Source organism: Treponema sp. C6A8 (assembly GCF_000619925.1).
GTDB lineage: Bacteria > Spirochaetota > Spirochaetia > Treponematales > Treponemataceae > Treponema_D.
Genome location: NZ_KK211042.1, coordinates 230,894 through 255,235, shown reverse-complemented (window position 1 = coordinate 255,235; position 24,342 = coordinate 230,894). Strand labels below are relative to the sequence as shown.

24 protein-coding genes are annotated in these 24,342 nt (G+C 42.6%); 10 read left to right on the top strand and 14 right to left on the bottom strand.

What is annotated here, in order from left to right; genetic code table 11:
* The 3 genes from T530_RS0113045 to T530_RS0113035 all read left to right on the top strand — a co-directional run.
* On the top strand, positions 1-483 hold a 483-nt coding region (locus tag T530_RS0113045; protein WP_027729395.1), incomplete at its 5' end, for an IS3 family transposase.
* 107 nt (positions 484-590) lie between these two features.
* The gene (locus tag T530_RS0113040; RefSeq protein ID WP_027729394.1) at positions 591-1,268 is read left to right on the top strand and encodes a CarD family transcriptional regulator; all 678 of its coding nucleotides are present in this window, start codon (positions 591-593) and stop codon (positions 1,266-1,268) included.
* Positions 1,243-1,986, top strand: coding sequence for a 2-C-methyl-D-erythritol 4-phosphate cytidylyltransferase (locus T530_RS0113035; protein ID WP_027729393.1), 744 nt, complete (start codon positions 1,243-1,245; stop codon positions 1,984-1,986). The genes T530_RS0113040 and T530_RS0113035 overlap by 26 nt, the downstream gene beginning before the upstream one ends.
* A 4-nt stretch (positions 1,987-1,990) precedes the next feature.
* Here T530_RS0113035 and ispF read toward each other — a convergent pair whose 3' ends face one another.
* From ispF to T530_RS0112965, 14 genes are all read right to left on the bottom strand, one after another.
* Positions 1,991-2,464 (bottom strand): 2-C-methyl-D-erythritol 2,4-cyclodiphosphate synthase, encoded by a 474-nt coding sequence (gene ispF, locus T530_RS0113030; protein WP_038074740.1) that lies wholly within the window; start codon positions 2,462-2,464, stop codon positions 1,991-1,993.
* 158 nt (positions 2,465-2,622) lie between these two features.
* On the bottom strand, positions 2,623-6,990 hold the full coding sequence (locus T530_RS0113025; RefSeq protein ID WP_027729391.1) for a hypothetical protein: 4,368 nt from the start codon (positions 6,988-6,990) through the stop codon (positions 2,623-2,625).
* A 35-nt stretch (positions 6,991-7,025) separates the two neighbouring features.
* Complete coding sequence (locus tag T530_RS0113020) at positions 7,026-7,715, bottom strand: HAD family hydrolase (protein WP_027729390.1); 690 nt, start codon at positions 7,713-7,715, stop codon at positions 7,026-7,028.
* Between the two features lie 92 nt (positions 7,716-7,807).
* Positions 7,808-8,728: a hypothetical protein gene (locus T530_RS14470; RefSeq protein ID WP_051537995.1), complete on the bottom strand. Its 921-nt coding sequence runs from the start codon at positions 8,726-8,728 to the stop codon at positions 7,808-7,810.
* Between the two features lie 23 nt (positions 8,729-8,751).
* Complete coding sequence (locus T530_RS0113010) at positions 8,752-10,260, bottom strand: NFACT family protein (protein WP_027729389.1); 1,509 nt, start codon at positions 10,258-10,260, stop codon at positions 8,752-8,754.
* Positions 10,260-10,970, bottom strand: a complete 711-nt coding sequence (locus tag T530_RS0113005; RefSeq protein WP_027729388.1) for an ABC transporter ATP-binding protein — start codon at positions 10,968-10,970, stop codon at positions 10,260-10,262. Before T530_RS0113005 ends, T530_RS0113010 begins: the two co-directional genes overlap by 1 nt.
* 1 nt (position 10,971) lies before the next feature.
* Positions 10,972-11,817, bottom strand: a complete 846-nt coding sequence (locus T530_RS0113000) for an ABC transporter ATP-binding protein (RefSeq protein ID WP_027729387.1) — start codon at positions 11,815-11,817, stop codon at positions 10,972-10,974.
* A complete protein-coding gene (locus T530_RS0112995; RefSeq protein ID WP_027729386.1) occupies positions 11,818-12,918 on the bottom strand; it encodes a branched-chain amino acid ABC transporter permease in 1,101 nt (366 codons plus the stop codon).
* A gap of 18 nt (positions 12,919-12,936) precedes the next feature.
* Positions 12,937-13,821 carry a branched-chain amino acid ABC transporter permease gene (locus T530_RS0112990; protein WP_027729385.1) on the bottom strand — a complete coding sequence of 295 codons (885 nt, stop codon included), beginning with the start codon at positions 13,819-13,821 and terminating at the stop codon, positions 12,937-12,939.
* A 219-nt stretch (positions 13,822-14,040) separates the two neighbouring features.
* Positions 14,041-15,213: an ABC transporter substrate-binding protein gene (locus tag T530_RS0112985; RefSeq protein WP_027729384.1), complete on the bottom strand. Its 1,173-nt coding sequence runs from the start codon at positions 15,211-15,213 to the stop codon at positions 14,041-14,043.
* Between the two features lie 85 nt (positions 15,214-15,298).
* Positions 15,299-16,528 carry a GTP-binding protein gene (locus T530_RS0112980; RefSeq protein WP_027729383.1) on the bottom strand — a complete coding sequence of 410 codons (1,230 nt, stop codon included), beginning with the start codon at positions 16,526-16,528 and terminating at the stop codon, positions 15,299-15,301.
* A gap of 136 nt (positions 16,529-16,664) precedes the next feature.
* Positions 16,665-17,264 carry a hypothetical protein gene (locus tag T530_RS0112975; RefSeq protein WP_027729382.1) on the bottom strand — a complete coding sequence of 200 codons (600 nt, stop codon included), beginning with the start codon at positions 17,262-17,264 and terminating at the stop codon, positions 16,665-16,667.
* A gap of 2 nt (positions 17,265-17,266) precedes the next feature.
* Positions 17,267-19,267: a hypothetical protein gene (locus T530_RS0112970; RefSeq protein ID WP_027729381.1), complete on the bottom strand. Its 2,001-nt coding sequence runs from the start codon at positions 19,265-19,267 to the stop codon at positions 17,267-17,269.
* 13 nt (positions 19,268-19,280) lie between these two features.
* On the bottom strand, positions 19,281-20,231 hold the full coding sequence (locus T530_RS0112965; RefSeq protein WP_027729380.1) for a DUF2804 family protein: 951 nt from the start codon (positions 20,229-20,231) through the stop codon (positions 19,281-19,283).
* A gap of 219 nt (positions 20,232-20,450) precedes the next feature.
* Between T530_RS0112965 and T530_RS0112960 the strand changes: the two genes are divergently transcribed.
* From T530_RS0112960 to rplS, 7 genes are all read left to right on the top strand, one after another.
* Entirely contained in the window at positions 20,451-20,903 is a 453-nt protein-coding gene (locus T530_RS0112960) for a hypothetical protein (protein WP_027729379.1), read from the top strand.
* Positions 20,900-21,709: a hypothetical protein gene (locus T530_RS0112955; RefSeq protein ID WP_027729378.1), complete on the top strand. Its 810-nt coding sequence runs from the start codon at positions 20,900-20,902 to the stop codon at positions 21,707-21,709. The genes T530_RS0112960 and T530_RS0112955 overlap by 4 nt, the downstream gene beginning before the upstream one ends.
* A gap of 109 nt (positions 21,710-21,818) precedes the next feature.
* On the top strand, positions 21,819-22,064 hold the full coding sequence (gene rpsP / locus T530_RS0112950; RefSeq protein WP_027729377.1) for a 30S ribosomal protein S16: 246 nt from the start codon (positions 21,819-21,821) through the stop codon (positions 22,062-22,064).
* A gap of 18 nt (positions 22,065-22,082) precedes the next feature.
* Positions 22,083-22,316, top strand: a complete 234-nt coding sequence (locus T530_RS0112945) for a KH domain-containing protein (protein ID WP_009102815.1) — start codon at positions 22,083-22,085, stop codon at positions 22,314-22,316.
* A gap of 31 nt (positions 22,317-22,347) precedes the next feature.
* A complete protein-coding gene (gene rimM / locus T530_RS0112940; protein ID WP_252507376.1) occupies positions 22,348-22,917 on the top strand; it encodes a ribosome maturation factor RimM in 570 nt (189 codons plus the stop codon).
* Positions 22,918-22,921: 4 nt separating this feature from the next.
* Complete coding sequence (gene trmD / locus T530_RS0112935) at positions 22,922-23,707, top strand: tRNA (guanosine(37)-N1)-methyltransferase TrmD (protein ID WP_027729375.1); 786 nt, start codon at positions 22,922-22,924, stop codon at positions 23,705-23,707.
* A 9-nt stretch (positions 23,708-23,716) separates the two neighbouring features.
* Entirely contained in the window at positions 23,717-24,181 is a 465-nt protein-coding gene (rplS, locus tag T530_RS14465; protein WP_027729374.1) for a 50S ribosomal protein L19, read from the top strand.
* The last annotated feature ends 161 nt before the right edge of the window (positions 24,182-24,342 follow it).

Below are 24,342 nucleotides of genomic sequence, written 5' to 3'. Positions count from 1 at the left end.
AATCAGAAATGGACGACGGATGTTACGGAGTTCAAGGTATGTGGAAAAAAGATTTATCTTTCCGCCGTTATGGACATGCATTCAAAAGAAATCATTGCGCATTCTGTGAGTTTCAGTCCTAACCTGAAACTTGTAATGAGTATGATAAAAATTGCTTTCAAGAAAATCAGAAATCCGAACGGTATAATTATTCATTCTGATCATGGCTGGCATTATAGACATATTTCATACAAAAACTTTCTGCGAAAAAAAGGCGCTGTACAAAGTATGTCCAGAAAAGGAAACTGCCTTGATAATGCAGTAATTGAAAACTTCTGGGGGACCTTGAAATCAGAATGGTTTTATCTTAATAAGTTTACTTCAGTTGAAATATTTCTGGAACAACTAGAACATTACATTTATTATTTTAATTATGAAAGAGATTCTGGTGTCCTTAATTATCGGACACCTGTAGAAGTTCGTAATGAAAAACTGGTAGCATAAAAACTGTCCAAAAAATTGGGTTCAGTTCAATTGCGACTGGGAAGTTTTATTTGCGCCCGAATTCTCAATTTGAACTTTCTTAAAATTTGTGTTATAATATCTTACTTATGGAAACAAAATTCAGTGTAGACCAGAAGGTCGTTTATCCTAGCCAGGGTGTAGGTAGAGTTACAGAGATTTTTGAAAAGTCTTTCAAAGACAAGACTATGCTCTACTACAAGATTTATATTGAAGCATCGGACATGATTGTTATGGTGCCGGTTGAAAAAGCTGATGATTTGGGAATCCGTCAGATTGTTTCAGCAGAAGAAGCGCAGGAAGCTCTTAATCTTCTTTCTGATGATTTTGAACCGATTACTTCTGACTGGAAACTCCGCTATCAGATGAACCTGGACCTGCTTAAGAAGGGAACCGTAAAGGATATTGCGACTATCGTACGCTGTCTTTACAACCGCAGTAAGGTGAAGGAACTTCCTATTCTTGAGCGCAAGCTTTATGATTCTGCGAAGAAGCTTCTTGAAGATGAAGTAGCGCTTGCACTTGGAAAAACTGACAAAGAAATCAGCGATGAAATCCATACAAAGCTTGAGCCACCTGGATCAACTCCAAAAATCAAGCATCCTGTTATTCTTGATGATGACGAAGATGATGATTTGATGAACGATCTGGATGGTTCTGATAAACGTAAAGATTCTGATGATGACGATGATGATTCGGAAGATTCAAAAGGATCTGACGGAATGGATGCGGAAGAAGATTTTGACGACGACGATTCAGACTTCTAAAATTGCAATTATAATTACTGCGGCCGGTTCTTCTACAAGAATGGGCGGCGGTATTAAAAAAGAATTCCTACCACTAAAAGACGGCACAGTACTTTCATGCTGTGCTGGCGCTTTTTTAAAGGCTCTGGACGGGGCTTCTTCCCGACAGAAGAAATATCTCATTACAGATTTTATTATTACCTGTAAGGCGGGAAGCCAAGATGAGGCGCGGGATGCCGTCAGCTCACTCGGCTATGCCGGCTTCAATTTTGTAAGGGGCGGGGCGTCGCGACAGGAATCCGTTTTTAAGGGGCTGCTTGAAATTGAAAGGCGGGGAAATAGTCCTGATCTTGTTTTAATTCACGACGGAGCGCGTCCTTTTGTCAGCGAGAAGATTATAATAGAAGGAATTGAAACCGCCCTTGAATTCGGGGCCAGCGTTCCGGGCCTCACTCCAACCGATACCCAGAAAGAAATTGATGAAAACGGCTTTATTGTACGTCATTTGGTTCGGGCAAATCTCTGCGCGGTTCAGACTCCACAGAATTTTGATTTTACCCGTCTGCTTGATGCTCATAAAAAAGCTACTGCTCAGATAGAAGAGCTTGCGGGGCAGGGGATAAAAAAAGAATTTACAGATGATACTCAGATTTGGGGCGAGTTCTGCGGGGCAGTTAAAGTTTACCCGGGCGATGCTTCAAATATTAAGATTACCTACCCGGGCGACTTGAAAAGGTAAATGCCTACTTGCTTAAAAGGCAGGTAACCCAGGCTTCTACTGCTTCGCTGGTACCTACCGGCGGCAGTTTTTCTCCGGTCTTTGCCTTTACAAAAACCTGTGACGGCTCTATTTCCAGAACTTTTGCAATGTTTTCTATAACCTGAGGACGGAAAGGAATAAACTTAGGTTTTTCCAGTTTTACCACGCAGTCCAGGTTTTCAATTTTCCAGCCTGCAGCATAAACTTTTTCCATTACAGTTTTCAAAAGAAGGGCAGAATCAGCATCCTTCCATTTAGCTTCTTCTGGCGGGAAGAAAGAACCTATGTCTCCAAGTCCGCTTGCTCCCAGAATTGCATCTGTAATTGCGTGGAAAAGAACGTCGCCGTCTGAATGGCCGTCTTCTCCGCGGTCAAATGGCAGTTCAATGCCGCCCAGCAGAAGTTTTCTTCCTTCAATCAGTCTGTGTAAGTCGTAACCTAAGCCTGTTCGAATCATAATGATAATAGAAGAAAGCGTTAAAAAAACTGTTTTTCCGCAGAAAAATAGTTTTTAGCTTTCATCATGAAAACCATTTCCTGCGTTGATAGAAAAAACGTTAAGAAAAACTTTTCATCAGAAAAGTTTTTTAGTTTTTACCGCTTTCAAATCCTCCTTTACTCCGGAAGCTGCAAAATCAAGTCAACTTCGTTTTCTGTCATGCCGACACGTTTTGCAATTTCAACTGTTGTCCAGCCCTGGCGTTTAAGTGTGCGGACCATATCGCGTTTTGCAGGAGCAATTCCTGAGCTGCTCTTTACGCTGGCAGGTTCGCTCTTAATCTGGTTTTCTGTAATCTGGCGCAAAGTCTTGAACTTGTCTTCAACTTCGCGGTTCATAGCGCTCAGGTTCATTACAGTTTTATCAATTCCGCCCTTTGTTGACTGAATTGATTCAATCTGCTCGTTAGTCTGAGTAATCAAATCATCAAGTTTTTCAAGCTGAGTAACGGCGTTTGTAATTCTTGGACCATTCTGAAGGATGCGGTCAACGTTTGTCTGAACTTCCTTGATTTCGTTTGGAAGTGAAACAATCTGGCGGTTTGCGTTTGTAAGGCGCTGTTCAAGTTCCTTAAGGCGGTCAAAAGAAGTATCAACATCCTTTGTGATGCGGTTCAAAACTTCATCCTTACGGTCCAGCTTTTCATACTGTTCTGTGAGGTACTGAAGCTTTTCGTTGTAATTGCGGACTGTAACTTCCATTGTCTGCAGTTCATCTTTTGTTGCATTAAGCTGATGAACCTGATTATCAATCTGATTTGCCATATTGCTTACGTTTGCAAATGAAGCGCCCAGGCTTTCAAGTTTTGCCTTCTGGCTTTCAAATACTGTAATCTGGTTGGCAATATCGTCGTTCATTTTTACAAGAGTTCCGAACTGTCTCTTGAACTGGTCTGCTGTTGCTCCAAAATCTTCAAGGCGGTCAAAGCCATCGTTCAGGTTCTGGATGTTTTCTTCAAGCTGGCGTTTCATCTGGTCAGCCTTTTCGAAAATCTGAATGTTGGCGCGTACGTTCTGAAGTTCCTTTGAAATCTCGCTCAAGTGAGTCTGCAAGGTGTTTGCGTCATCCTGCATCTTCATAATCATCTTAGACTGATTTGCGCGGTTATTTTCTGCGGCCTGCTGGATTTCTGTCTTGAGAGTTTCAATCTTTGCAGTTGCATCTTCATTCTGTTCGCGGACACGGTTTTCTGTTGTTGTAAGCATTTCTTCGTACATCTGGCTGAGCTGTTTGATAATCTGCTCTGAACGGTTTTCGTATTCGCTTACAGAAGCCTGTGTCTTATTCTGAAGGTCAGAAATCTGAGAGTTTAAGGCTTCATGCTGTTCGCGAACTGCCTGCTCGTAAGTTTTCATATTCTGCAGGAGTGACTGGCCAAGGGCTTCAATCTTATCCTGAGTCTGAGCCTGGAAGGTTTCAATTTCTTCCTTATATACGCTGCTTGATTCGTCAAACTGACTGCGAATCTGCTGTTTCCAGGTGTTGAATTCAGAAAGGGCAGCGTCGATTGTTGAAGAACCTGTCTGCTGGCGGCTCTGAACCTGCTCTTCAAAGGCCTTCAAATCCTGCATAAGTTCTGTCTGTGTCTTTTCAAGGGCGCTCTGAATTGCAAGAACATTGCGTTCAATTTCGCGCTTGTATTCGTTCTGGGTGTTCTGGGTAACAGAATTGATTGTTGCAGAAGTATCTGCCTTGAATGCAGATACCATCTTCTGAACTTCGTCTACGGCAGCCTGAGTCTTGGCGCGGGCATTTTCAACTGATTCGTTGAGTTTTTCGTGCTGGCTTGCAGTGCGTTCCTGAATGGCTGTAAGTTCAGTCTTGAGGTCATCATAGTACTGTTCTTCCAGAGCCTTGCGGGAATCTTCGTAGTTGTTTGTGAGGGTTGCAAGCTTTGTATCAAAATCGTGTTTCCAGTCTGCAATTTCTGTATCAATCTGCTGGTTTTTCTGAGAAAGATTTTTGTTGAAGGCGTCTTCGAATTCCTGAAGCTTGATGCTCATCTTTCCGGTTGCAGTCTGCTTCAAATCATCAAGATTTGTGTTGATTTCGCTGAGTTTTGCTTCAACTGCGGCTGAATCGTCTTCAATTGCCTTAGAGAACTGGTCGTGTTTTTCCTTCTGAAGGGCTGTGAAGTTTTCAAAGTCGCGAAGAACTCTTGCCTGAACTTCGCTCATTGCGCCCTTAAGGCTCTTTTCAAGAGAGTCGATGTCGCTCTGGCTGAACTGAATCTTTGAAAGCTTATTATCAATGTCTTTTTTGTAGGCAACAAGCTGCTGGTCTGCCTGCTCCAGAATGTTGAGGTGTTTTGCCTCGTTCTGCTCAAGAGCCTTGCGGATTGAATCAGAAACACGCTGAGAAAGTTCGTTCAGGCGGTCTTTTGTTTCTTCTTCAAGGGCTTCAATGCTTGAAGAGATTTTGTTGATTTTGCCTTCCAGTTCAGGCTGAAGGTTTTCTGTTCTCTGAGCTGCATCTTCGCACTGGCGCTTGATTTCGCGAAGGCTTGATTCTGCCTTTTCGATTGTGTCAGTTGTCTGCTGAGAAACAGTGTCCAGAGTAGTTGTAAGAGAAGACTGCAGGTCAAAGATTTCCTGCTTGAACTGAGCTGTGCGGTCTGTACATTCTTTGATACCGGAATCAAGCTCATCCTTAATGCCTGTGATTTTTGTCTGGTAAGTTGTCTGAATCTGATTGAGTTCGCTGATTTTTGAATTGAAGGTGTTTTCAAAGTCAGAAAGTTTTGTCTTCCATGCTTCAGTTGCGTTTTCAATTCTGTCATCACTCTGCTTAGAAAAGCTTTCGATTCTGGAAAGGTCTTCCTGAGCAAGGTCTTTAATCTGGCGGTCGTAGTTCTGGGTAATCTCTTCGATTTTGCGGCTTGTGTCTGCTACAAGTTCATCAAGCTGAGTTTTGTGTTCCTGTGTAAAGGTTGAAAGAACATTTTCATTCTGCTGGGTGAAAGAGTTGAACTTTTCTGTATTCTGGCTGATGAATTCTTCCAGTTTCTGATCGTGTGAAGAAGTGAAGTCTGAAATCTTCTTTGTTGTTTCAGAATCATACTGAGTAAGCATTGAATTGAATTTTTCAAGAAGCTTTGCATGTTCTTCTTCAAAGTTCTGGTTGAAGTCGCTGATTTTCTTTGTATTTACGGCAGTTACGCGGTCAAATGTATTTGAATATTCGCTGACAAGCTTTTCGTAGTCTGCCTTAAACTTAGCTGTAAGTGAAGTAAAGTCGTTCTGATTTTTAGACTGCACGTTTGCAAGAATTTCTGTGTATTTCTGATTGAAACGTGCGTTGTCTGAGTCCAGTTTTTCCTGAAGCTTTGCAAAAATGCTGTCGTCCTTTGCGGTAACGCTTTCCAGAAGCTTTGCATATTTATCCTGAGTCTGCTGGATTTTTGCCTGGAAGGTATTTGTAAGCGCCGTCAGATTAGCATTAAGCTTTTCGTTGATTCCGCTGAGGTTTGTCTTAATCTGAGCAACAAGTTTTTCTTCCTCGTTTTTGTAATTCTGGTTTGTATTTGCAGTTTTTTCTTCAAAGCTTGCTGTAAGTTCTTCAGATTTTGTGTTTACAAGGGTTGTCAGGTCGGCAAATTTTGCAAGAATTGATTCTTCTGCCAGTTTAGACTGATTTTCAAGGCTTGTCTGAACGTCGCTTGTCTGATTGTTGATGTTTGAAGAAAGTGAAGCGGTCTGAGTTTCCAGATCAGCCTGAAGTTCTGCCATTTTGTCCTGCAGAGTTTTAAGGTATTCTTCTGCGCGGCCCTGTGCCTGTTCCTTAAGGTTTGCAAAGGCTGTGTCTTCAAGAGTGCGGGCGCGGTTGGCGGCGTCGTCATAAGAGCTTCTGATTGTCTGGGTAAGGTCTGTAAGAAGCTGTTCTGCCTGGTCTTTGGCAACCTTTACTTCCTTATCAAGATTTTCTGCATAATTCTTGTACTGGTCGAGCAGGGTAGTGCCGATTGCCTTAAGTTGTTCTGCGTTGTGTTTTGAAAAGTTTTCTGTAAGCTGAGGAATTTTCTTTTCGATGGAATCGACAAGCTGATCCTGCTTTCCAAGTCTGTCTGTAAGCTTGTCTACGATAACGCTTTCGTTCTGGATGCGGAGAAGGTTTTCTTCAACTTTTCCGGTCATGTCGTTCAAATCATTCAAAAGACGGGAATAGTTGTCGATTTCTGCTTCCATCTTTTTGATTGAGTTGATGTTTGCTTCAAAAGATTTGATTTTTTCTGAAAATTCGTCGTTCTGACCTTTAAGAAGCTTGATGGCTGCATTTGCCTGAGACTGCTGTGTATGAAATTCTGTAATCAGGAGTCTGAATTTATCTTCAATTGCTTTGTAAAGATCGTTTAAATCTCCAGTTCGTTTATCCGCATACTTTCGGACTTTTTCCATTGAATTGTTGTCTCTTGCAAGACCATGAAAGTACATTGAAATTGCCAATGAAATAACGACTGAAATTAAAACAGCGATTGCGATTTCCATTTTTTTTCCCCACCCACAATTTTTATTTTATGTGTTTATTGTTTCCCCAGAAGTAATTCTCTAAGCTGACTGTATTTCCAGAAGGTTATATCTGCCAGCTTTGATTTTTTTCCTAAAATGCCTTTTTCGGGCTGAACAAGCCAGGCTGCTTTCATTCCGGCGTTCTTTGCTCCAACCACATCATATTTGTGGCTGTTTCCCACGTAAAGAATCTGCTCCGGTGGAAGACCAAGCTTTTCTGCAAGTACATTAAAAGGAATCGGAGACGGTTTAAGGGCTCCGGTTTCTTCTGTTCCGAGTACAACATCGCATAAATTTTTTACGCCCCAGACATCGCCCTTCTGTTCCGGCGGAAAGTCTGAAAGCAGCGCGATTTTGAATCCGGCTTCTTTTAGATCCTTAATAAGTTCAACAGAGCCTTTGTAAGGCTTGATTTTATAAAAATATGAAGAAAGCCCTGCGTAAACGATTTTTGTAAGCAGAAGTTCTGCCTCTGAAGGAGAGCAGTGAAGTTTTTCTGCCATCATTTGAGTCTGGGCCTCTTTGAATGTGCCTGTTAATGGAATCTTACGGATTTTTGCGCGCACAAGGCCATACTTCAAGAAGAACTGGTTGTGAAGCAGAAAGTGAAAAATAATCCGAATGTTTAGTTTCCAGGTGCGGTAAAGGGTGCCGTCAATATCGAATGCAACAGCCTTAATTTCGCCTAAAGTATTAGTTTGCACTCTACAATTATACATTAAAAAACGAAAATCGTATATAGAAAAAAGTTGATGAAAATTGCGAAATTGCAGTTGAGCGTGCTGTGACGCCCCCTTTAGATTTCCTGTCCTGTCTGCTCGGCGTATTCTGTCAGCCAGTTTTTGATGGAATCCTGCCAGTGGTCGTTGAAACTGTTTTCCAGGAGTGTGCGTTCGTAAAGTGAGGTAAAGTGGTCTGCAATTTCCAGACGGGTTTTTTCATCAACTTCGGTAGAGTTCTTAAAAAGCTCTTCGATGAAGTTTACGGCATCCTTTGCAGAAAAGAAATCATTTCCGAAAACGGCGCTTATCATATAAAGGGCTGTTGGAATGCAGTTTACGCTGTGCTGCTTTACAAAAAGCACGCTTTCGATGATTGCGATTGCCTGTTTTTTGATTTCTTCCATGCGGCGGTCGGCCTCTTCCTTTGTAAAAAGGCCCAGAGCACTTGTCTCTTTAAAGAACTGGGTGTACCAGGCATAGGTGACGGCGCAGATTGAGACGTGAAGGCTTGGTACGCATAGAAGGTGAGGGTCTGCGGCATGAATTGCCTTGAAGGCGGCATCCTGCAGGTAATGGGGCCGCGAAGTTGTCGTCATTGAAAAGCGGTATATTGAGGAGGCGCTTTTGTAAGTTTTTGAAAGCACATAAAGATTTTTATTGATGTAAGGGGCGGCCTTTTTGTAGCCCATTCGCTTAATCATCATGTCAAAAGGCTTTACAAAAAATGGAATAAAGCCAAGATAAGTGTTTACCTTTGAAGGTTCAAAAGGAATTTTATCGTCCAAGTCTGTCTGAACGTTGATGACCGGACGGTGGGTCAGATGCAGAACCTGACGCTGCTGCAAAAAGAAAAAGTTGTGGGTAACGTTAAAGATAAACTGCCAGGCCCGGAAAAAAGTTCGTCCCCGTCCAAGCAGATTAAAATATGGAGAAACTGCTGAAAAATCCCAGGTTGATTTTTGAGAATACTTCCTGTTGCGTTCCTGTTGTGTCACTTTAGTTTTTCCCCACCTCTTTCTTAAATCATACTCTCTTCGTGCAAAAAGTCCAGCCTGCTGAGACGGGCCTTATCCGGCGTAACGCAAAGGTTCTTTTCCTGAGTCGGAATGACAAGACCCTTTGGTCCGTTTTTTGCACGGCGAAGATATTTAACATGAGTATAATACAAATCAACTTTTGTGTTAGTACGCGCCTTTGAATAGTAAACCGCAAGGTTTGCCGCATCCAGAAGAATATCCAGAGGCACGGTTTTGTTTTTCTGAGCCTTGATAAAAACGTAGCCGCCAGCAAAATCCCGCACGTGAAGCCACAAATCTTCCCCGCGTACATGATGACGCAAAAGCTCATCGTTTTCGTTAGCATCCCGGCCCACATAAATCAGCCAGCCGTTTACAGTATAGTCCAGGCCCGGGTGAGATTTCTTCTGCTTCTGGGCTGGTGTTGAATCGCGGCGCAGCATCTGTTCGATTTTGACCGGATTTTTTTCCGCCAGAATGTCCGCATACTGTTTTTCAAGCTTTTCCAGCTGCAGGCGGGCAATCTGAATGTCGTGCTCCAGCTCTTCCGCCCCGCTCACAGCCTTTTTGTAATTTTTATAGTATTCAGCCGCATTTTCCTGCCCCGATTTTTTCGGGTCAATCAAAAGGCGAACTCTTTTTCCGCTTTCATAGTCCTCGCATTCCAGATATTTTGAAGTGCCGTCAATCAGATGGGCGTAAGACATAATCAAATCGCCCTGATGCTTGAGCTGAGGCGCGTTCTTAAACTCTTCCTGCTTGTTCAAAAGATTGTTGAGGGCATTTTCCCGCTTGGATTTTACACCCTCGTACCATTTTTCAGCCTTTTCCAGAAGCGATTCGCGGCTAAGGTTGTCCGCATGCTCGGAGTACCACCAGTCGATATACTCGTTAAATGAGGGGAAAGCCTTCCCCTCGCTGCGAACGCCTTCGGCTTTCTCCGCTACCCCTTCGCCTAGGGGGGCGCTTCGCTCTCCCCCTAAAACCCCCTTAGACCAATTACGAATCGGGAATCTCTCTTCCGCATCCTTGAGTTTTTCTTCAATTACAGCCGGAGGAATAAAAGTTTCGCCCTTCATTTCATATCTTTCCGGGCGGCGGAACATGGAATCTAAAACAAAATCATTTTCGTCGCACAAAATTACGTTGGCCGCGTTATTCCAGAGGCGGATGTACATATTAAAACGCTCATCATCCGAATGAGAAAGCTCCATTTTAATAACGCGTTCAAGCCCAATCTGGGCACAGGTGTTTATGCGGCATCCCTTTATTTTTGACTTAAGGAATTCCATAAACCTGAGCGGTTTGGGATTCTTGGTAATTTTGCGCCTTGTTTCGTTTATGCGTACCGAATTCTGGGCAGTACAAATCAGAAGAGTTTTTGCACTTCCTTCCTTGTAGGTGTAAAGGGCCAGAGTATCATAACCCGGCTGGATTATGTCCTGAATAAAGGCCCCTTCCAGATTCAGTTCAGACAAAACAAGGTTGATTTCGTTACAGTTTAAAGACACTACTTTTTCTTTCCTAAATATGCTTCGCGCACTGTCGGGTTTTCAAGAAGCTCTTTTCCGCTTCCCTGCAGTACGATTTCGCCTGTTTCCAGAACGTAGGCAATGTCGGCAGTTTTAAGGGCCATGTTTGCGTTCTGTTCAACAAGAAGAATTGTAACACCCTTTTTGTTGATTTCCCGGATGATGTCAAAAATCTGCTGAACAATAAGGGGTGCAAGTCCAAGTGAAGGTTCATCAAGCATGAGAACCTTTGGACGGCTCATAAGGGCACGACCCAGGGCCAGCATCTGCTGTTCACCGCCGGAAAGGGTTCCTGCAAACTGCCAGCTTCTTTCTTTCAAACGTGGGAAAAGTTCGTAAATCCATGCCAGGTCATCCTGGATGGTTTCCTTGTCTTTTCTAAGGTAGGCACCAATCATCAGATTTTCAAGAACTGTCAAATCAGAAAAGACGTGGCGGCCTTCAGGCGAAAGGGCAATTCCTTCTGCACAGATTTTATTAATAGGACTCCAGATGAGTTCCTTGTTATCAAGTCTGATTGAACCTTCCTGAGGTTTTACAAGTCCGCTGATAGAACGGAGCAGGGTAGACTTTCCGGCACCGTTTGCGCCAATCAGAGTAACGATTTTTCCGTCAGGAACTTCAAGGTTGATTCCGCGAAGTGCCTTAATTCCGCCGTATGATACATGTAAATCAGAAATTCTAAGCATATTATTCCTCGCTTTCTCCAAGATATGCCGAAATAACTTCAGGATTATTCTGAATTTCTTCCGGAGTTCCCTGAGCAATCAAAGCTCCAAAGTTCAAAACGTAAATGCGGTCAGAAATATCCATTACAAGGTCCATGTGATGTTCAATCATAAAGACTGTAAGGTGGAAATCATCGCGGATTTTTCTGATAAAGTCTGTAAGTTCTGCTGTTTCCTGAGGGTTCATGCCGGCTGCCGGTTCATCAAGCAAAAGAAGGCTTGGATTTGTGGCAAGGGCGCGGGCAATTTCCAGGCGGCGCTGAAGTCCGTATGGAAGAGAAGTACAAAGCTCGTTGCGAACCTCGTAAAGTCCCAGAATCTTCAAGAGTTCTTCTGTTTCTTCCCGCTGCTTTTTTTCTTCCTTGTGGTTAAGGCGGAAGGTTGCAGAAAAGATATTGCTTGTCTTACGCATGTGTTTTGCGATCAGAACGTTTGTAAATACAGTCTGACTCTTCCAAAGACGGATGTTCTGGAAGGTACGGGCAATTCCAAGCTTTGTAATTACATCAGGAGTTGGTTCAAGGCGTTTTGTGTAGTCGCCGCGGTTTGTTCCTGCGTAAAGCTTTTTCATTTTTCCGGCAGGGAAGTTTTCTACAATTTCCTTACCGTTAAAGTAAACCGCACCGTTTGTAGGAGCGTAAACACCGGTTACAACGTTGAAGGCAGTTGTTTTTCCGGCCCCGTTAGGACCAATCAGCGAAACAATTTCGCCCTTATTTACATTGAGAGAAAGATTATTTACAGCCACAACGCCGCCAAACTGCATTGTGATGTTTTTCATTTCAAGAACTTTTTCTGTAGCTGACATTTAGCGAACCTCCTTAAAATCAGGATTCTTTCTAGCTTTAAGAGGTTTGATGTTTTTAAGACGATTTATAATTCCCTTAAGAGAGAATTCGTGCTCGCCCATAATTCCTTTCTGGTAGAAAAGTACAATCAGCATGATTACAACCGAGAATACAACCTTGCGGAAGCCCGGGCGCAAAATCTGAATTGAAGTAAAGTTGAGGTTTGCGTTGTCCAAAAAGCGCAGCCACCATTCTGAGCAGGCAATAAAGAGGAAGGATGCAATGCAGCTTCCTGTAACGCTTCCGATACCGCCGATTACGACAATCAAAAGGATTTCGTAAGTCATTGCAGACTTGAACTGGCTTGCCTGAATTGTTGTCTGGAACATAGCAAGAAGGGCGCCAGAAATTCCTGCAAAGAAAGAACTGATTGTAAAGGCAAGCTGCTTGTGGTGGGCAAGGTTGATACCCATAGCTTCTGCCGCAACTTCATCATCGCGGATTGCCTTAAAGGCGCGTCCGTAAGTTGAATTAATCAAAAGCATGATGATTGCAATACAAAGTCCGCTTACTGCAAAGTAAAAAAGGGTTGAGCGGAAAACAGGATATTTACGCAGAAGGTTTGAACCGTTTGTAATTACGCCAAGCTTATCCCACTGGAAAATGGCACGGATGATTTCTGCAAAACCCAGAGTTGCGATTGCGAGGTAGTCTGACTTTAAGTGAAGAACTGGAAGTCCGATTAAATATGCAAAAAAGGCCGCAACAAGGCCCGCAAGAATCAGGGCTGCAAAAACAGGAATTGTAAACTGAATTGCGCCTCCGTCAAAATACTGGTAAACCTGGGCGCGGGCCGAAACCGGGATTGTAAAAATTGCGTAAGTGTAGGCTCCCAAAAGCATAAAGCCTGCCTGACCAAGGCTGAAAAGTCCTGTAAAACCGTTCAGAAGGTTCATCGAAACGGCAACAAGGGCGTAAATTGCACCTTTTTTCAGAACGGTGAAGAGGATGTGGGTAGGGGGCACGACGGCTTCCAGAATTGCAACAAAGGCAAAAAGAAGAACCAGCAGTCCCCAGCTGATTATCTGATATTTTTTATCTTTTAAACTTATTTTTTCCATCTGATTTCTCCGGTTTGATTAAACTTTGTCGGTAACTTTTTCACCGAAGATACCGGTCGGCATGAACATAAGGACACAAATCAAAAGAACAAAGGTGAAGGCGTCGCTGAAGGTTGTAAGGCCCACACCCTTGATGATGTTTTCGCAGATACCAATCAAAAAGGCTCCGATTACAGCGCCAGGAATTGAACCGATTCCCCCGAATACTGCCGCAACAAAGGCTTTGAGGCCAGGCATACCGCCGACTGTAGGGGTAACACCAGGATAGTTTGAGAAGAAAAGAATTGAGCCGACAGCGGCAAGGAAGGAACCGATAATAAAGGTCATAGAGATAACCGAGTCGATTTTAATTCCCATAAGCTGGGCTGTTTCAAAATCCTTAGAAACGGCGCGCATTGCCATTCCGATTTTTGTATGATTAATAAGAAGAACAAGAGCAACAACCAAGAGAATTGTCAAAAACGGTGTGATGATTGTAACGCGTTTTGTGATTGCACCTGCGATTGTGATTGAATCGCTGATCCAAGGAATTGTAGGGTACTTTTTAAGAAGACCGCCTGTTACATAAAGGGCAAGGTTCTGTAAAAGATAGCTCATACCGATTGCACTAATCATGATAGACATTCGTGGTGCATTGCGCAGAGGCTTGTAGGCAATTCGCTCAACTGCAAAGCCGAGTAAAACTGTCAGAATGATTGTAAATGGAATTGAAACCCAGAGAGGCATAACGCTGTATGAATAAATCATAATCAGACCCGCTGCCATAAAAACATCACCGTGGGCAAAGTTTATAAGGCGGAGGATGCCGTAAACCATTGTGTAACCGATTGCTATGAGCGCGTACTGTCCGCCCGTAGAAATGCCTGCCAGAATGTAAGGAAGGTTATTTTGTAAAAAATCCATCACTTTTTCCTATAATTTTAAAATATCTTTGTAATTATATAGAAAAATGATGATGAAAAAAAGGGGGATATAGGTGATAGGTATTAGGTGACAGGTTTTAGGGGTTTTAGGGGGCGAAGCTCCCTAGGAGATGGGGGTGTGGCGAAAACCGTCTGCGGGTTGAGTCCAGGGGGAAGGCTTTCCCCCTTATCCTATAACCTAAAACCTGGCACCTTTAACCTATCTGACCGACTGCTGAGCTACGAAGTCCCATTTGCCGTTTTCGTTGTTTACTTTTTTAACGTAAGCTACGTCGCGAACAGCGTCGCCGTTCTGGTCGAATGCGATTGCACCAGAAACGCCTTCGTAAGTAACGCCTGGAAGAGCCTTGATTACGTCAGCGCCTTTTGTGCTGCCGGCAGTTTTAAGTGCTTCGAGGGCTGTGTAGTAAACGTCGAATCCCATTGCAGAAACTGCAGCGATTTCATCGTCACCACCGTTGTTAGTCTTAGCAGTTGCGTTTGCGTTCAAATATCCGCGGAAACCGTCAACGAAAGCTGTAACTTTAGAATCTGTAGAACCTTCAACGAAGAAGGTTGTTACGTAAACCTGAACTTTAGTTCCCTTAGCCTGGGCAAGAACAACGTTAGAGTCCCATGTATCACCTGCAAGGATAGGAAGTGTCATACCCTGAGTGTTAGCCTGCTCAATGATGAGGGCTGCAGCTTCAATTGAAACTGGGCTGAAGAATACGTCTGCACCAGTTTTTTTAGCGTTTGCAACGTATGCTGCAAAGTCAGAAGTTCCGTCCGGAAAAGTTTCTTCTACAACTTCACCGCCGAGTTTTTTGAATGCATCAACAAAGTATTTTACAAGACCGCCCGAGTAGTCATCACCGAGCTTAGAAAGACAATATGCTTTTTTAGCAGTGAATTTATCAGCTGCGAGGTTTGCAAGAACAGTTCCCTGGAATGGATCGAGGAAGCAGATGCGGAAGTAGTGTTCGTTTCCAAGAGTTACCTGTGGGTTTGTACAGGTAACGCCGATTGCAGGAACATTAGCTGCTGCAAAAGTATCGCTGGCAGCGATTGAAACGCCAGAACCGTAAGATCCGAGAACTACAGAAACGCCTTTTGAAATAAGTTCAGAAGCTGCTGTTACAGCCTTGTCGTTTGAAGATTCGTTATCAACGATTTCAAGCTGAACTTTGTATTCTTTTCCACCGATTTCAACAGTTGGAGTAACGCTGTTTGCGTACTGAATACCCAGAGTTTCCTGTTTTCCGCCGGCTCCGTTATCACCAGAAGCTGGTTCAAAAACACCGATTTTTACTACGGCAGCCTTTTCTCCGCCGCAAGACACGAATGCTGCAGCCATCAAAGCGGCACACACACCAAGCAATACTTTTTTCATAATCTCCTCCAAGTAAAATGAAAATGTTGATGCAATAATAACAAAAAAATCAAAGAGTTTCTATTGATAGGAACGTATTGTTGACTTATTTTGCAAGACAAGCGTCCAGATCCTTTTCAATCTGTTCGCGGTCAAGGTGCTGTCCGATGATTACCATTTTAATCATGCGGTCGCCAACCTTTTCATCCCAGTCTTTTTTCATCTGAGGTTCTTCTGCAAGTACGCGTTCCTGCTCGTCTTTAGGGCAGGCAGCAAGCCACTGGCCTGAATATCCTGCAGAAATCTGGCGTCCGCTTGTTTCCAGAACGTATGCCATTTCTTCTTCATCGCTGAACCATACAACACCCTTTGAACGGATGATGTTGCGAGGCCATTTTGAAGCAAACTGGTCGAGTTTTACGCGGTCAAAAGGCTTACGGCGGTAGTAAACAAAGCTTCCGATTCCGTATTCGTCTTCACTTTCACCTTCGTGGCGGTGTTCATGGTGGTGGTGATGTCCGTGCTCATGTTCGTCATCGTCATCATGGTCATGGTGTCCATGTTCGTCGTGATGTTCACCATGCTCATGCTCGTCGTGGTCGTCATTATCATCTTCTTCGTCATGCTCTTCAAGGGCTTTTACCCAGCCGGCAGAAGCATAAACTGTTTCAAAGTCAAAGCGGTTTGTTCCGATTACGTCTTCTACTGGAACTTCGCAGTGTGATGTTTCAATTACTTTTACGCTTGGCTGAATCTTGTTGATTACGGCACGTACAACCTTCATCTGTTCGTCTGTTACAAGGTCGCGTTTATTGATGATGAGGGTTGAACAGAATTCAATCTGCTGAATCAAAAGTGATTCGATATCTTCTTCGCTTTCTTCTGCATCTTTTTTAAGGGTTTCTTCAAGTGCGTGACCTGAATCAAATTCATCTACAAGGCGGCTGGCATCTACAACGCCAACTACGTTATCAACATAACCGATTTCAATCTGTTCCATTGCCTGGGCAATTGGCATTGGTTCGCATACACCGCTTGCTTCTACCATAATGTAGTCGAATTTACCTGTTTTCATCAGGTTTTCAATCTGCTGAACCATGTCGCTCTTAAGGGTACAGCAGATACATCCGTTTGTAAGAGGAACAAGGCTTGAAGAGTCTGTAATCTGAGCTTCTTTTGAAATAAGGCGTTCGTCAACGTTTACTTCGCCGATGTCGTTTACAATTACGGCAACCTTATAGCCTTTTTGATTTGTAAGTACGCGGTTCAAAAGGGTAGTTTTTCCCGCACCAAGATAGCCGCACAACAATGTGATTGGAATTTTCTTATCTGACATGTTAGACTTCCTTAATAAAATTAATCACTGTAAATATAATGAAATTGAGTCTAAAAGAAAAGAAGAATAATTAGTCACAGATAAACGCAGAGACACAGATAGAATTTATCTGTGAAAATCTGTGTCCCATCTGTGGCTATTGTATCGTGATACAGATTTTGCCTGTTGTGTCTTCTGATGCTGTGTAACCAACGGATTTTGAAGTGCTGTCGTAGAATGTGAGTGTTGGCTTGTTTTTGTAGATGATGAAACTTTTATTTGCATCAGTGGATGCAGTAGTAATAGTATATTTCATTTCATTTTCTTTTTCAGTTGCTGTTTCACCGGTAAGTGTGTTCGGATATGTTTTTTTATTCAAAATAAACGTTACTTCTTTTGTTGTTGTAACATTATACTCATACTTTTTAGCATCCTTAATCACCAGAGTTCTTTTTGCCTTAGAGTCTGAATAAGAGAATGACTCTGTATAAGCTATGTAGTCATTTTCTATTGTGATTGATGTATCAGCCTTGTGAGAAAAAGTATCAGTTGCTGGAGTAAGTGTAGTTCCATTTAATGTTGCAGCAGCTATTGTTTCTGCTGTTGTTGAGTCTCCGAATTTAATATTGAGTGCTTCTGTATAATAATTCGTCACCACCCATTTATCTTCACACAAGTTAGAAAAATCCAGATTGCAGCCTGTAAAAGCGGCAGATGCGAGGATGATTGCGGCTGCAAAAATTTTTGAAAGCTTCATTTTTACTTTGCTCCTTTCTGGTAGTTTGCCTTGATTGCATCGGCAAAAAGTTTGTTCTGGTCGTTGCGCTCTTTTACGGTGAACTGAGGCTTTCCGTCTGCTTCAGAAACTCGGAAAATATCCATTGGATCTGTCTGATATGCAGGACTGTCCTGATTGTTGATGTACCAGTCAAGAACTGCCACAAAACACAAGGTATACTTCAAAAGGTTAGCATTTGTTGCGTTTGTGTTCGGACCGTGGTTCTGCGCTCCCAAAAGAACGTCAAGGCGTTTAGAAACCTCATTCTGAACGTCAAATTTATAATGCTGCCATGGGTCTTCTACCAATTCTACTTTGCCCTTTGTTTTGGCAGCCTGATCACACTGGTTTACGACAGTAGTAAGGAACTTTCGAACAAAGTCTGTTCTATTAAATAATGGTTTATACTTGCTGTCATCAGCCGGATGTTCAAGTATCAGTTTATCAAATTTGAACATCGGCATAAAGTGGTAGGTATTCTGCCACAAAAGGTTTGTAATTGTTCTCTTACCGATGTGAGATTTTCCAAAATCCGGCTGAGAGTAGATTGAGTTTGTTAAATCCAGAAGAGGTTCGCAGTAAAGGCGTCCGAATACGTATTCACGGTAAGCTGACCAGTCATCAAGAACCTTAAAGATTGTATCACCATCATCTTTTTTGTGTTCATCCTCTATTGTAAAGTTGATGTTTCGGCAGCCCTGGAAGCAGTATTCAATGATTGTCTGCAGAACAACAATTTTCTGAATAGGGTTATTCGGCGAAAGTACGTTGAAACCGTCTTCATAGCGGAAAAGAGGCTGGAAGTAAGGATAAAGGTCAGGATTGCTTTCAAGTTTATCAAGTCCCGACTGTGGGAAAAGCTGTTCCAGGAGTTTCAGTCCTGTAAGAACAGTCTGGTCTTTTAGGCCGCGCTGAGGAGCTTCCGGTTTTTTAGGCGCTTCTTTTTTTACTTCTTCCTGTGGTTTTGGTTTTTCAGGCAGAAGCAGGTCAAATTTATGAAGTCCCAGGAATTTAAGAATGTCGGCAACTTTGATGTTGAAAAATGCCGGATACTGTTCGATAGAATCACAGCTCATTCGCATTAAAAGAGGGTAGAGCTTTTTGATGACTTCTGTATCCAGATAAAGCCATTCTGTAATGGCATGTTTTGCAAGTCCTGAAAGCTTGTCGCGAGGCGCTTCAGGGTAGGCGCATTCATCTGTGTAAATCTCTTTTATCAGCTTTGGAATTTTATTGTTTCCGTAATAGTAAACTGTAATCAGGTTTTTATAGATTGTCCTGATAAATGGAATTAAATCTGCAACAATCCATGGCTGGGCTGAAGACGTAACGTTTACATACTCAACGCGGATATTCTGCATTGTCCAGCCTGCAACCATACGCAAAAGCTTGAACTTAGGTTCTGTATCGGCTGCAATTTTTGCCTTGTAGGTTGCCGGCGCCATCTGGATAAGGGTTTTAATAACTGTGATAAAACCTTCCATGTGGTCAATCATTGTCTTTAAGTCGTAGGTTATAAAATCAGGATTGAGTTTTTCAGCTCCGTTTTTCTGCCAGGAACGTACAAAGTTAAAAAATCCGTAGTTCGGCTTGATTTTGTACTCCGGCGACATCATCATCTTGTCAAAAGCGATTGCAACTTTTTTTGAGATGTTTGGAAGAGATTCATTGTTCTTCTTGTGTTTTGGCTGAGGCGCCGTCGGTACGCCGGTAGGCCTGCTGCTTCTTGTGTTGCCCCCTGCGCCTGCACCCCCGGCCATTCCGCCCGGAGTGCTTGAAGTGCCGCCAGCACGAACCAGCTTTCCGCCAGTCTTAGAAGCGCTCGAGCCCGTAAGAGTGTTGTTAGAGCGTTCGTACATAACCTGACCGCCAAGTTTTTTTGCCATCATTTTAGCTTCTTCGCGGTCAATGTCACCGATATTTTTTCTGGTATTGTCTAAAGTTCCTGGTGCCCAGTCAGCTGTTTTAATATCATCATTCATAAGCGCAACCTCTTTATATGAATCTGATTAAGTTTCTATATAGAATGCCGGGAAATCCCTTGAGCGATATTTTTTCTCCGTCCGCAGTAATAAGAACGCCTTCAAAAGTTCCGTAGATAGTGTTATCGCTGGAACGAAGGGCAATTATGTTCAAAACCCTGGAGTTTTTGGAAATTGGCGTAAAGGTCAAATCTACCATACTTTCCGTGTCCTGAATAATCCACTTCTGATCGATGCCAAAAGGATGAGTCATGTAAACAGGAGGCAGGGCTGTCTGCTTTCCGTCCACAACAAGAACATTATCGTTGTAGCGGTCAGAATCAGCGGCATCAAGATTTGAGTTTTTCAGCAGAAAAGCAATTTTTCTTTCCTTATAAATGCCAAGTCCGTAAGCAATCTTGATTTTTGAATGAACCTTGATGTAAGTTCGGTTCAAAGTCATGATTGCAAGTCCTGCTGAATCTGCGGCTTCTTCCTTATTGAGCGCAATATGTCCCTTGATTTCCATTGTGTTAAACCAGGTTGCCGAGCAGCGTGAAGACGTAGGCGAAGGATTTACAAACATGCAGTCTGTGTGAAAATCATCATCAATTTTGGAATAAAAATATCCTTCTGCATTCGGGCGTACAGAGTTGCCCTTTACGGAAAAACTCATTGCTCCGTGTTTGTGATTACGTCCCCAGGAAATTTTCAAAAAGCGCGATTTTCGGTAGCAGGCGCAGATTCCTCTTTTTGTGATGTTGGGGATAAAACGTCTGCGCGGAGGCATAACGGCGTGATAAACGTAACGCTTGCCTGTCTTTGTGTTCCAGAAAATGATTTCAGAAAGTCCCAGAACTTTAAAATCCATTATTTCTGCAAGGCCGATAAATCCGTCAATTGCAAATACGTAATTTATGCGGCTTTTAATTCTGAGTTTTGTAAGAAATGTCGGAAATGGGATGCCGGCATAAGGCGCCCTCATTCCGCGTATGTCCAGGTGCGGTGATACTCCTGAAAAAGTGCCGAATATGGCTTTATGTTTCCTTATTATGTGTTCAGGCGGATTTGTAAATGGCCTGCTGTACATGGCACACCTCAAACAGATTAATCTGTAGTATATATCGTATTCATTCTATCTGAAAAATCTTCTTACCGCAACTTTTAAAGATGTGCTATAATATAATGTATTGGAGGAATACTTATGAGAAAAATTCTTTTTGTTTTGTTTGTTCTGCTGCTTGCTTCTTCATCCGCAATTGCAAAAGAAAAAAAGTCTAAAAAAAGTAAAAAGGCTCCAAAAAACAAGAATAAAATAGAAAAGATTGAAAAAAATAATAAGCTCGATGAAGCCGATGATTATCTGAATGTGGATGGCGTTGAATTTGATGAGACAGAAATCATCACCCGCGAGCAGATTGATACAATGTTTTCCCTTGCAGGTCAGCTTAATGCAGATTTGTATGCGGCAATAAACGAAGAAGATGAGGATGCTGCAAGAGAACTGGATCAGGTAATTGCAGATGAAAAGAAGCAGCTTGATAAAATGCTTCCGGCCTTAAAACGTTCTTCAGAATGGACTGAAAGTGACGGAGAACGGCTTAAGGTAATCGGTGATGAATACAAGCAGCTTTTGAAGCAGTATAAGCGCAAATGAAAAAGTATAATATATGGAAGAAAACTGGCATTTCTGCAGCAGGATTTGTAATTATCCTGCTTGCAGTTTTGCTTTTTGTAAAGGCTAATTCTCATAAAGAGTTTTCAGTTCCCTTTGATGCTGATTATTACTGGACTACCAAAACTTTTGATGATTCAGTCTGGTTTTATGAAACTGTTGCGGCGGGCTTTGAATATTATCTATATATTCCGCCTCAGTTCCGTAAGGACAGGCATAACGAAAATGCCAGGCTTCCATTAATTGTTACTTTTCATGGTTCAAATGATAAATATTCTTCACGCGGGCGTTTTGGGCGCATGTTTATAGATAAAAAGATTCAGGATATCAAAAACTGCGCCGTGCTTGTCCTTCATTCACGAGGAGATTATTTTACAGACTGCTACGATGTATGCCTTTTAATAGGAAATCTTCTTTCTAAAAATGAATGTATTGATAGAAAGTGCATAATCGGCTTCGGGCATTCCCAGGGAGCAGAGTTTGTAGTAAAGCTTGCCTGCTATAAGCCTTCTTTGTTTAAGGCTGTAATTTCCGGAAGCGGCTATTATCAGCCTTCAATGCGTGAAGTTTTGCGTGTCCGTAACGTTAATTTTTACTGGAAAATTTCAAAATATGATAAAGGAATTTATGAGCAGGGCTATAAAACTGGAAGGAAACTAAAGCGCTTCTGTAAGAATTCCGTAAACATTGAACTTGAATCCCGCGAGCACTGCTGGGTGGAAATTGATGATAAAATCTCGGATTCTGATTTGTCTTTTTTGGACTGGTTCAGGTCTGTGGTTGAATGAGGAAGCTTACAAAGGGCTTCTGCTATCTTGAATATCTCTTGATTTTGTAATATATTATTCACTCAACTATGATTAAATTTGGTGGCATTATGCCGCCATGGAGGAATAAATGGTCAAAATCAGACTTAAGAGATTTGGTACTAAAAAGCGCCCATGCTACCGTGTAGTTGTTCAGGACTCACGTGAGCCACGCGACGGAGCTTGTATCGAAGAAATCGGAACTTTCCAGCCAATCGCTGCAGAAAACGCTCAGGTTTCTATCAATGCAGAACGTGCAAAGTACTGGATTGGTGTTGGTGCTCAGCCTACTGACATCGTTAAGAAACTTTTGAACCGTCAGGCAAAAGCAAACTAATTTACAGAGGAGCAGAAAATGGAAAAAGACCTGATTGAATACATCGCAAAATCATTGGTCGATGATCCGTCAGCTGTATCTGTAAATGAAACTGAAGGCGAGAAAGGCATGGTTCTTCAGCTTAAAGTTGCTGAAAACGACATTGGTAAGGTAATCGGAAAGTATGGCCGTATTGCCAAAGCTATGCGTACAGTTTTGAGCGCATCTGCAGTAAAAGACGGTAAACGCTACAGTCTTGATATTCTGGACTAATCTGGAAGGGTAGATGTTAAAAGAAGAATTAGTGGTTGGATTTATCCGCGGGTCTCACGGCTTTGAGGGTGAATGTAAAGTAGAAAGTAGCTCAGGCGAGTACGAGCATATTGCTAAACTTGAACAGGTTACTTTGCGTCATGGTGATCAGACTAAGGAAGTAAAGGTTGAATCGGCTTCTTTGGCACATAACACTGTGTACCTTAAATTTAAGGGAATTGATTCCGACGAAGCGATTAAAAAGTTTAACCGCTGGGAGTTAGTGGTTCCCCGCAAGTACGCTAAGCCTTTGAAAAAAGACGAGTGGTACATTACAGATTTACAAAATTGTTCCCTTGTGTGGAACGGCGATCCGGCACTGTCAGATGCGCCTGCAGCTGAAGAAGTTGTAGGAACAATCACAGACGTATTGGAAGGCGGAGCAGGTTACTTGTTAGAAGTTTCTCTCTCCGAGAGTTGCACTTGTATTAGTGATGACATTAAGTTTACGGCATCGGGAAAGCCTCGTACTGTCCTGGTTCCATTCAATAATGAACACGTTGGTAAAGTTGATGTTGTAAACGGTACGGTACAATTGATGCACCTCTGGATTCTGGAGTAATTCCATGAAATTTACTGTGCTAACCTTATTTCCAGATATTGTTAAGGCTTTTTTTGAAAACTCAATCATGGCCAAGGCAGTAGAAAAGGAAATTATTGCTTACGATTTGGTGAACATCAGAGATTTTGCTCTTGATAAGCACCGAACTTGTGATGACGGAACGTATGGAGGTGGAGCAGGTCAGTTAATGATGCCTGAACCTCTGGGAAGAGCCCTTGATAGCGTTAAGGCTAAGCGAAAGTTTGTAATTTATGTTACACCCAGCGGAAGGCCTTTGACACAGAATCTGGCTCAGGAATTAAGTTGCAAAGACGAACTTGTTTTTATCTGCGGTCGTTACGAAGGTATTGATCAGAGGATAATCGACAGCTACGTTGACATGGAAGTTTCCATTGGAGACTATGTAATGTCCAGCGGAGAAGTTGCAGCGACTGTAGTGATTGATACAGTTTACAGACTTGTAGACGGCGTAATTAATCATGAATCGCTTGAAGAGGAAAGTTATTGCGACGGGCTTCTGGAGTATCCGCAGTATACTCACCCGGTTGAATACAATGGAATGAAAGTTCCTGATGTTCTGCTGAGTGGTAACCACGAAGAAATCCGGAAGTGGCGGCTTAAAAAACGCTTGATGAAGACACTTGCAAATCGCCCTGATTTAATCTGGGAAGCAAGAAGAAACGGAAAGCTTTCTTTAGAAGCCGAAAAGATGATTGAGGAAATAAACGAACAGTTTTTTGCTAAAACTCAACCTAAAAAGAAGAGAAAGCATAAAACTAAGACCGAATAGGAGACTATTATGGATATTATTAAGACTATTGAAGAAACACAGAAACGCGTTGGTGCTCAGGGTTTCAATGTTGGTGATACAGTAAAAGTTTACTTCAAAATTATTGAAGGTAAAACAGAACGTATCCAGGTATTTGAAGGTATCGTTCTTTGCAAGAAGAACTCTGGTGCTCGCGAAACATTCACTGTTCGTAAGATTTCTTACGGTGTAGGTGTTGAACGCGTATTCCCTTATAACAGCCCACGTATCGTAAAGGTTGATATCGTTCGTCCTGGTAAAGTACGCCGCTCTAAGCTCTACTACATCCGCGACAGAATCGGTAAGGCTGCTAAAGTTAAGGCTTTGGTTGGTGCAAAAATCACTGAAGAACTTAACGCACGTAACGCTCGTGCAGAAGCATTTGCTGCTGCTGAGGAAGCACGTATCAAGGCAGAAAGAGCAGAAGCTGCTGCTAACAAACCTGCTGCAAAGTAAGCTGATTTCAACTAAATCTGTGGCTTACGGTCACAGAGCATGGTTCAAAACCGCGCGGTACCGCGCTACATGCTATTTTTGTTAGGAAACTATTGAACACGCCGCTAGCGCGGCAGACAAAAATAGAATGTTTTTGCCCCATGCTCTGCTCCCTACGCCAG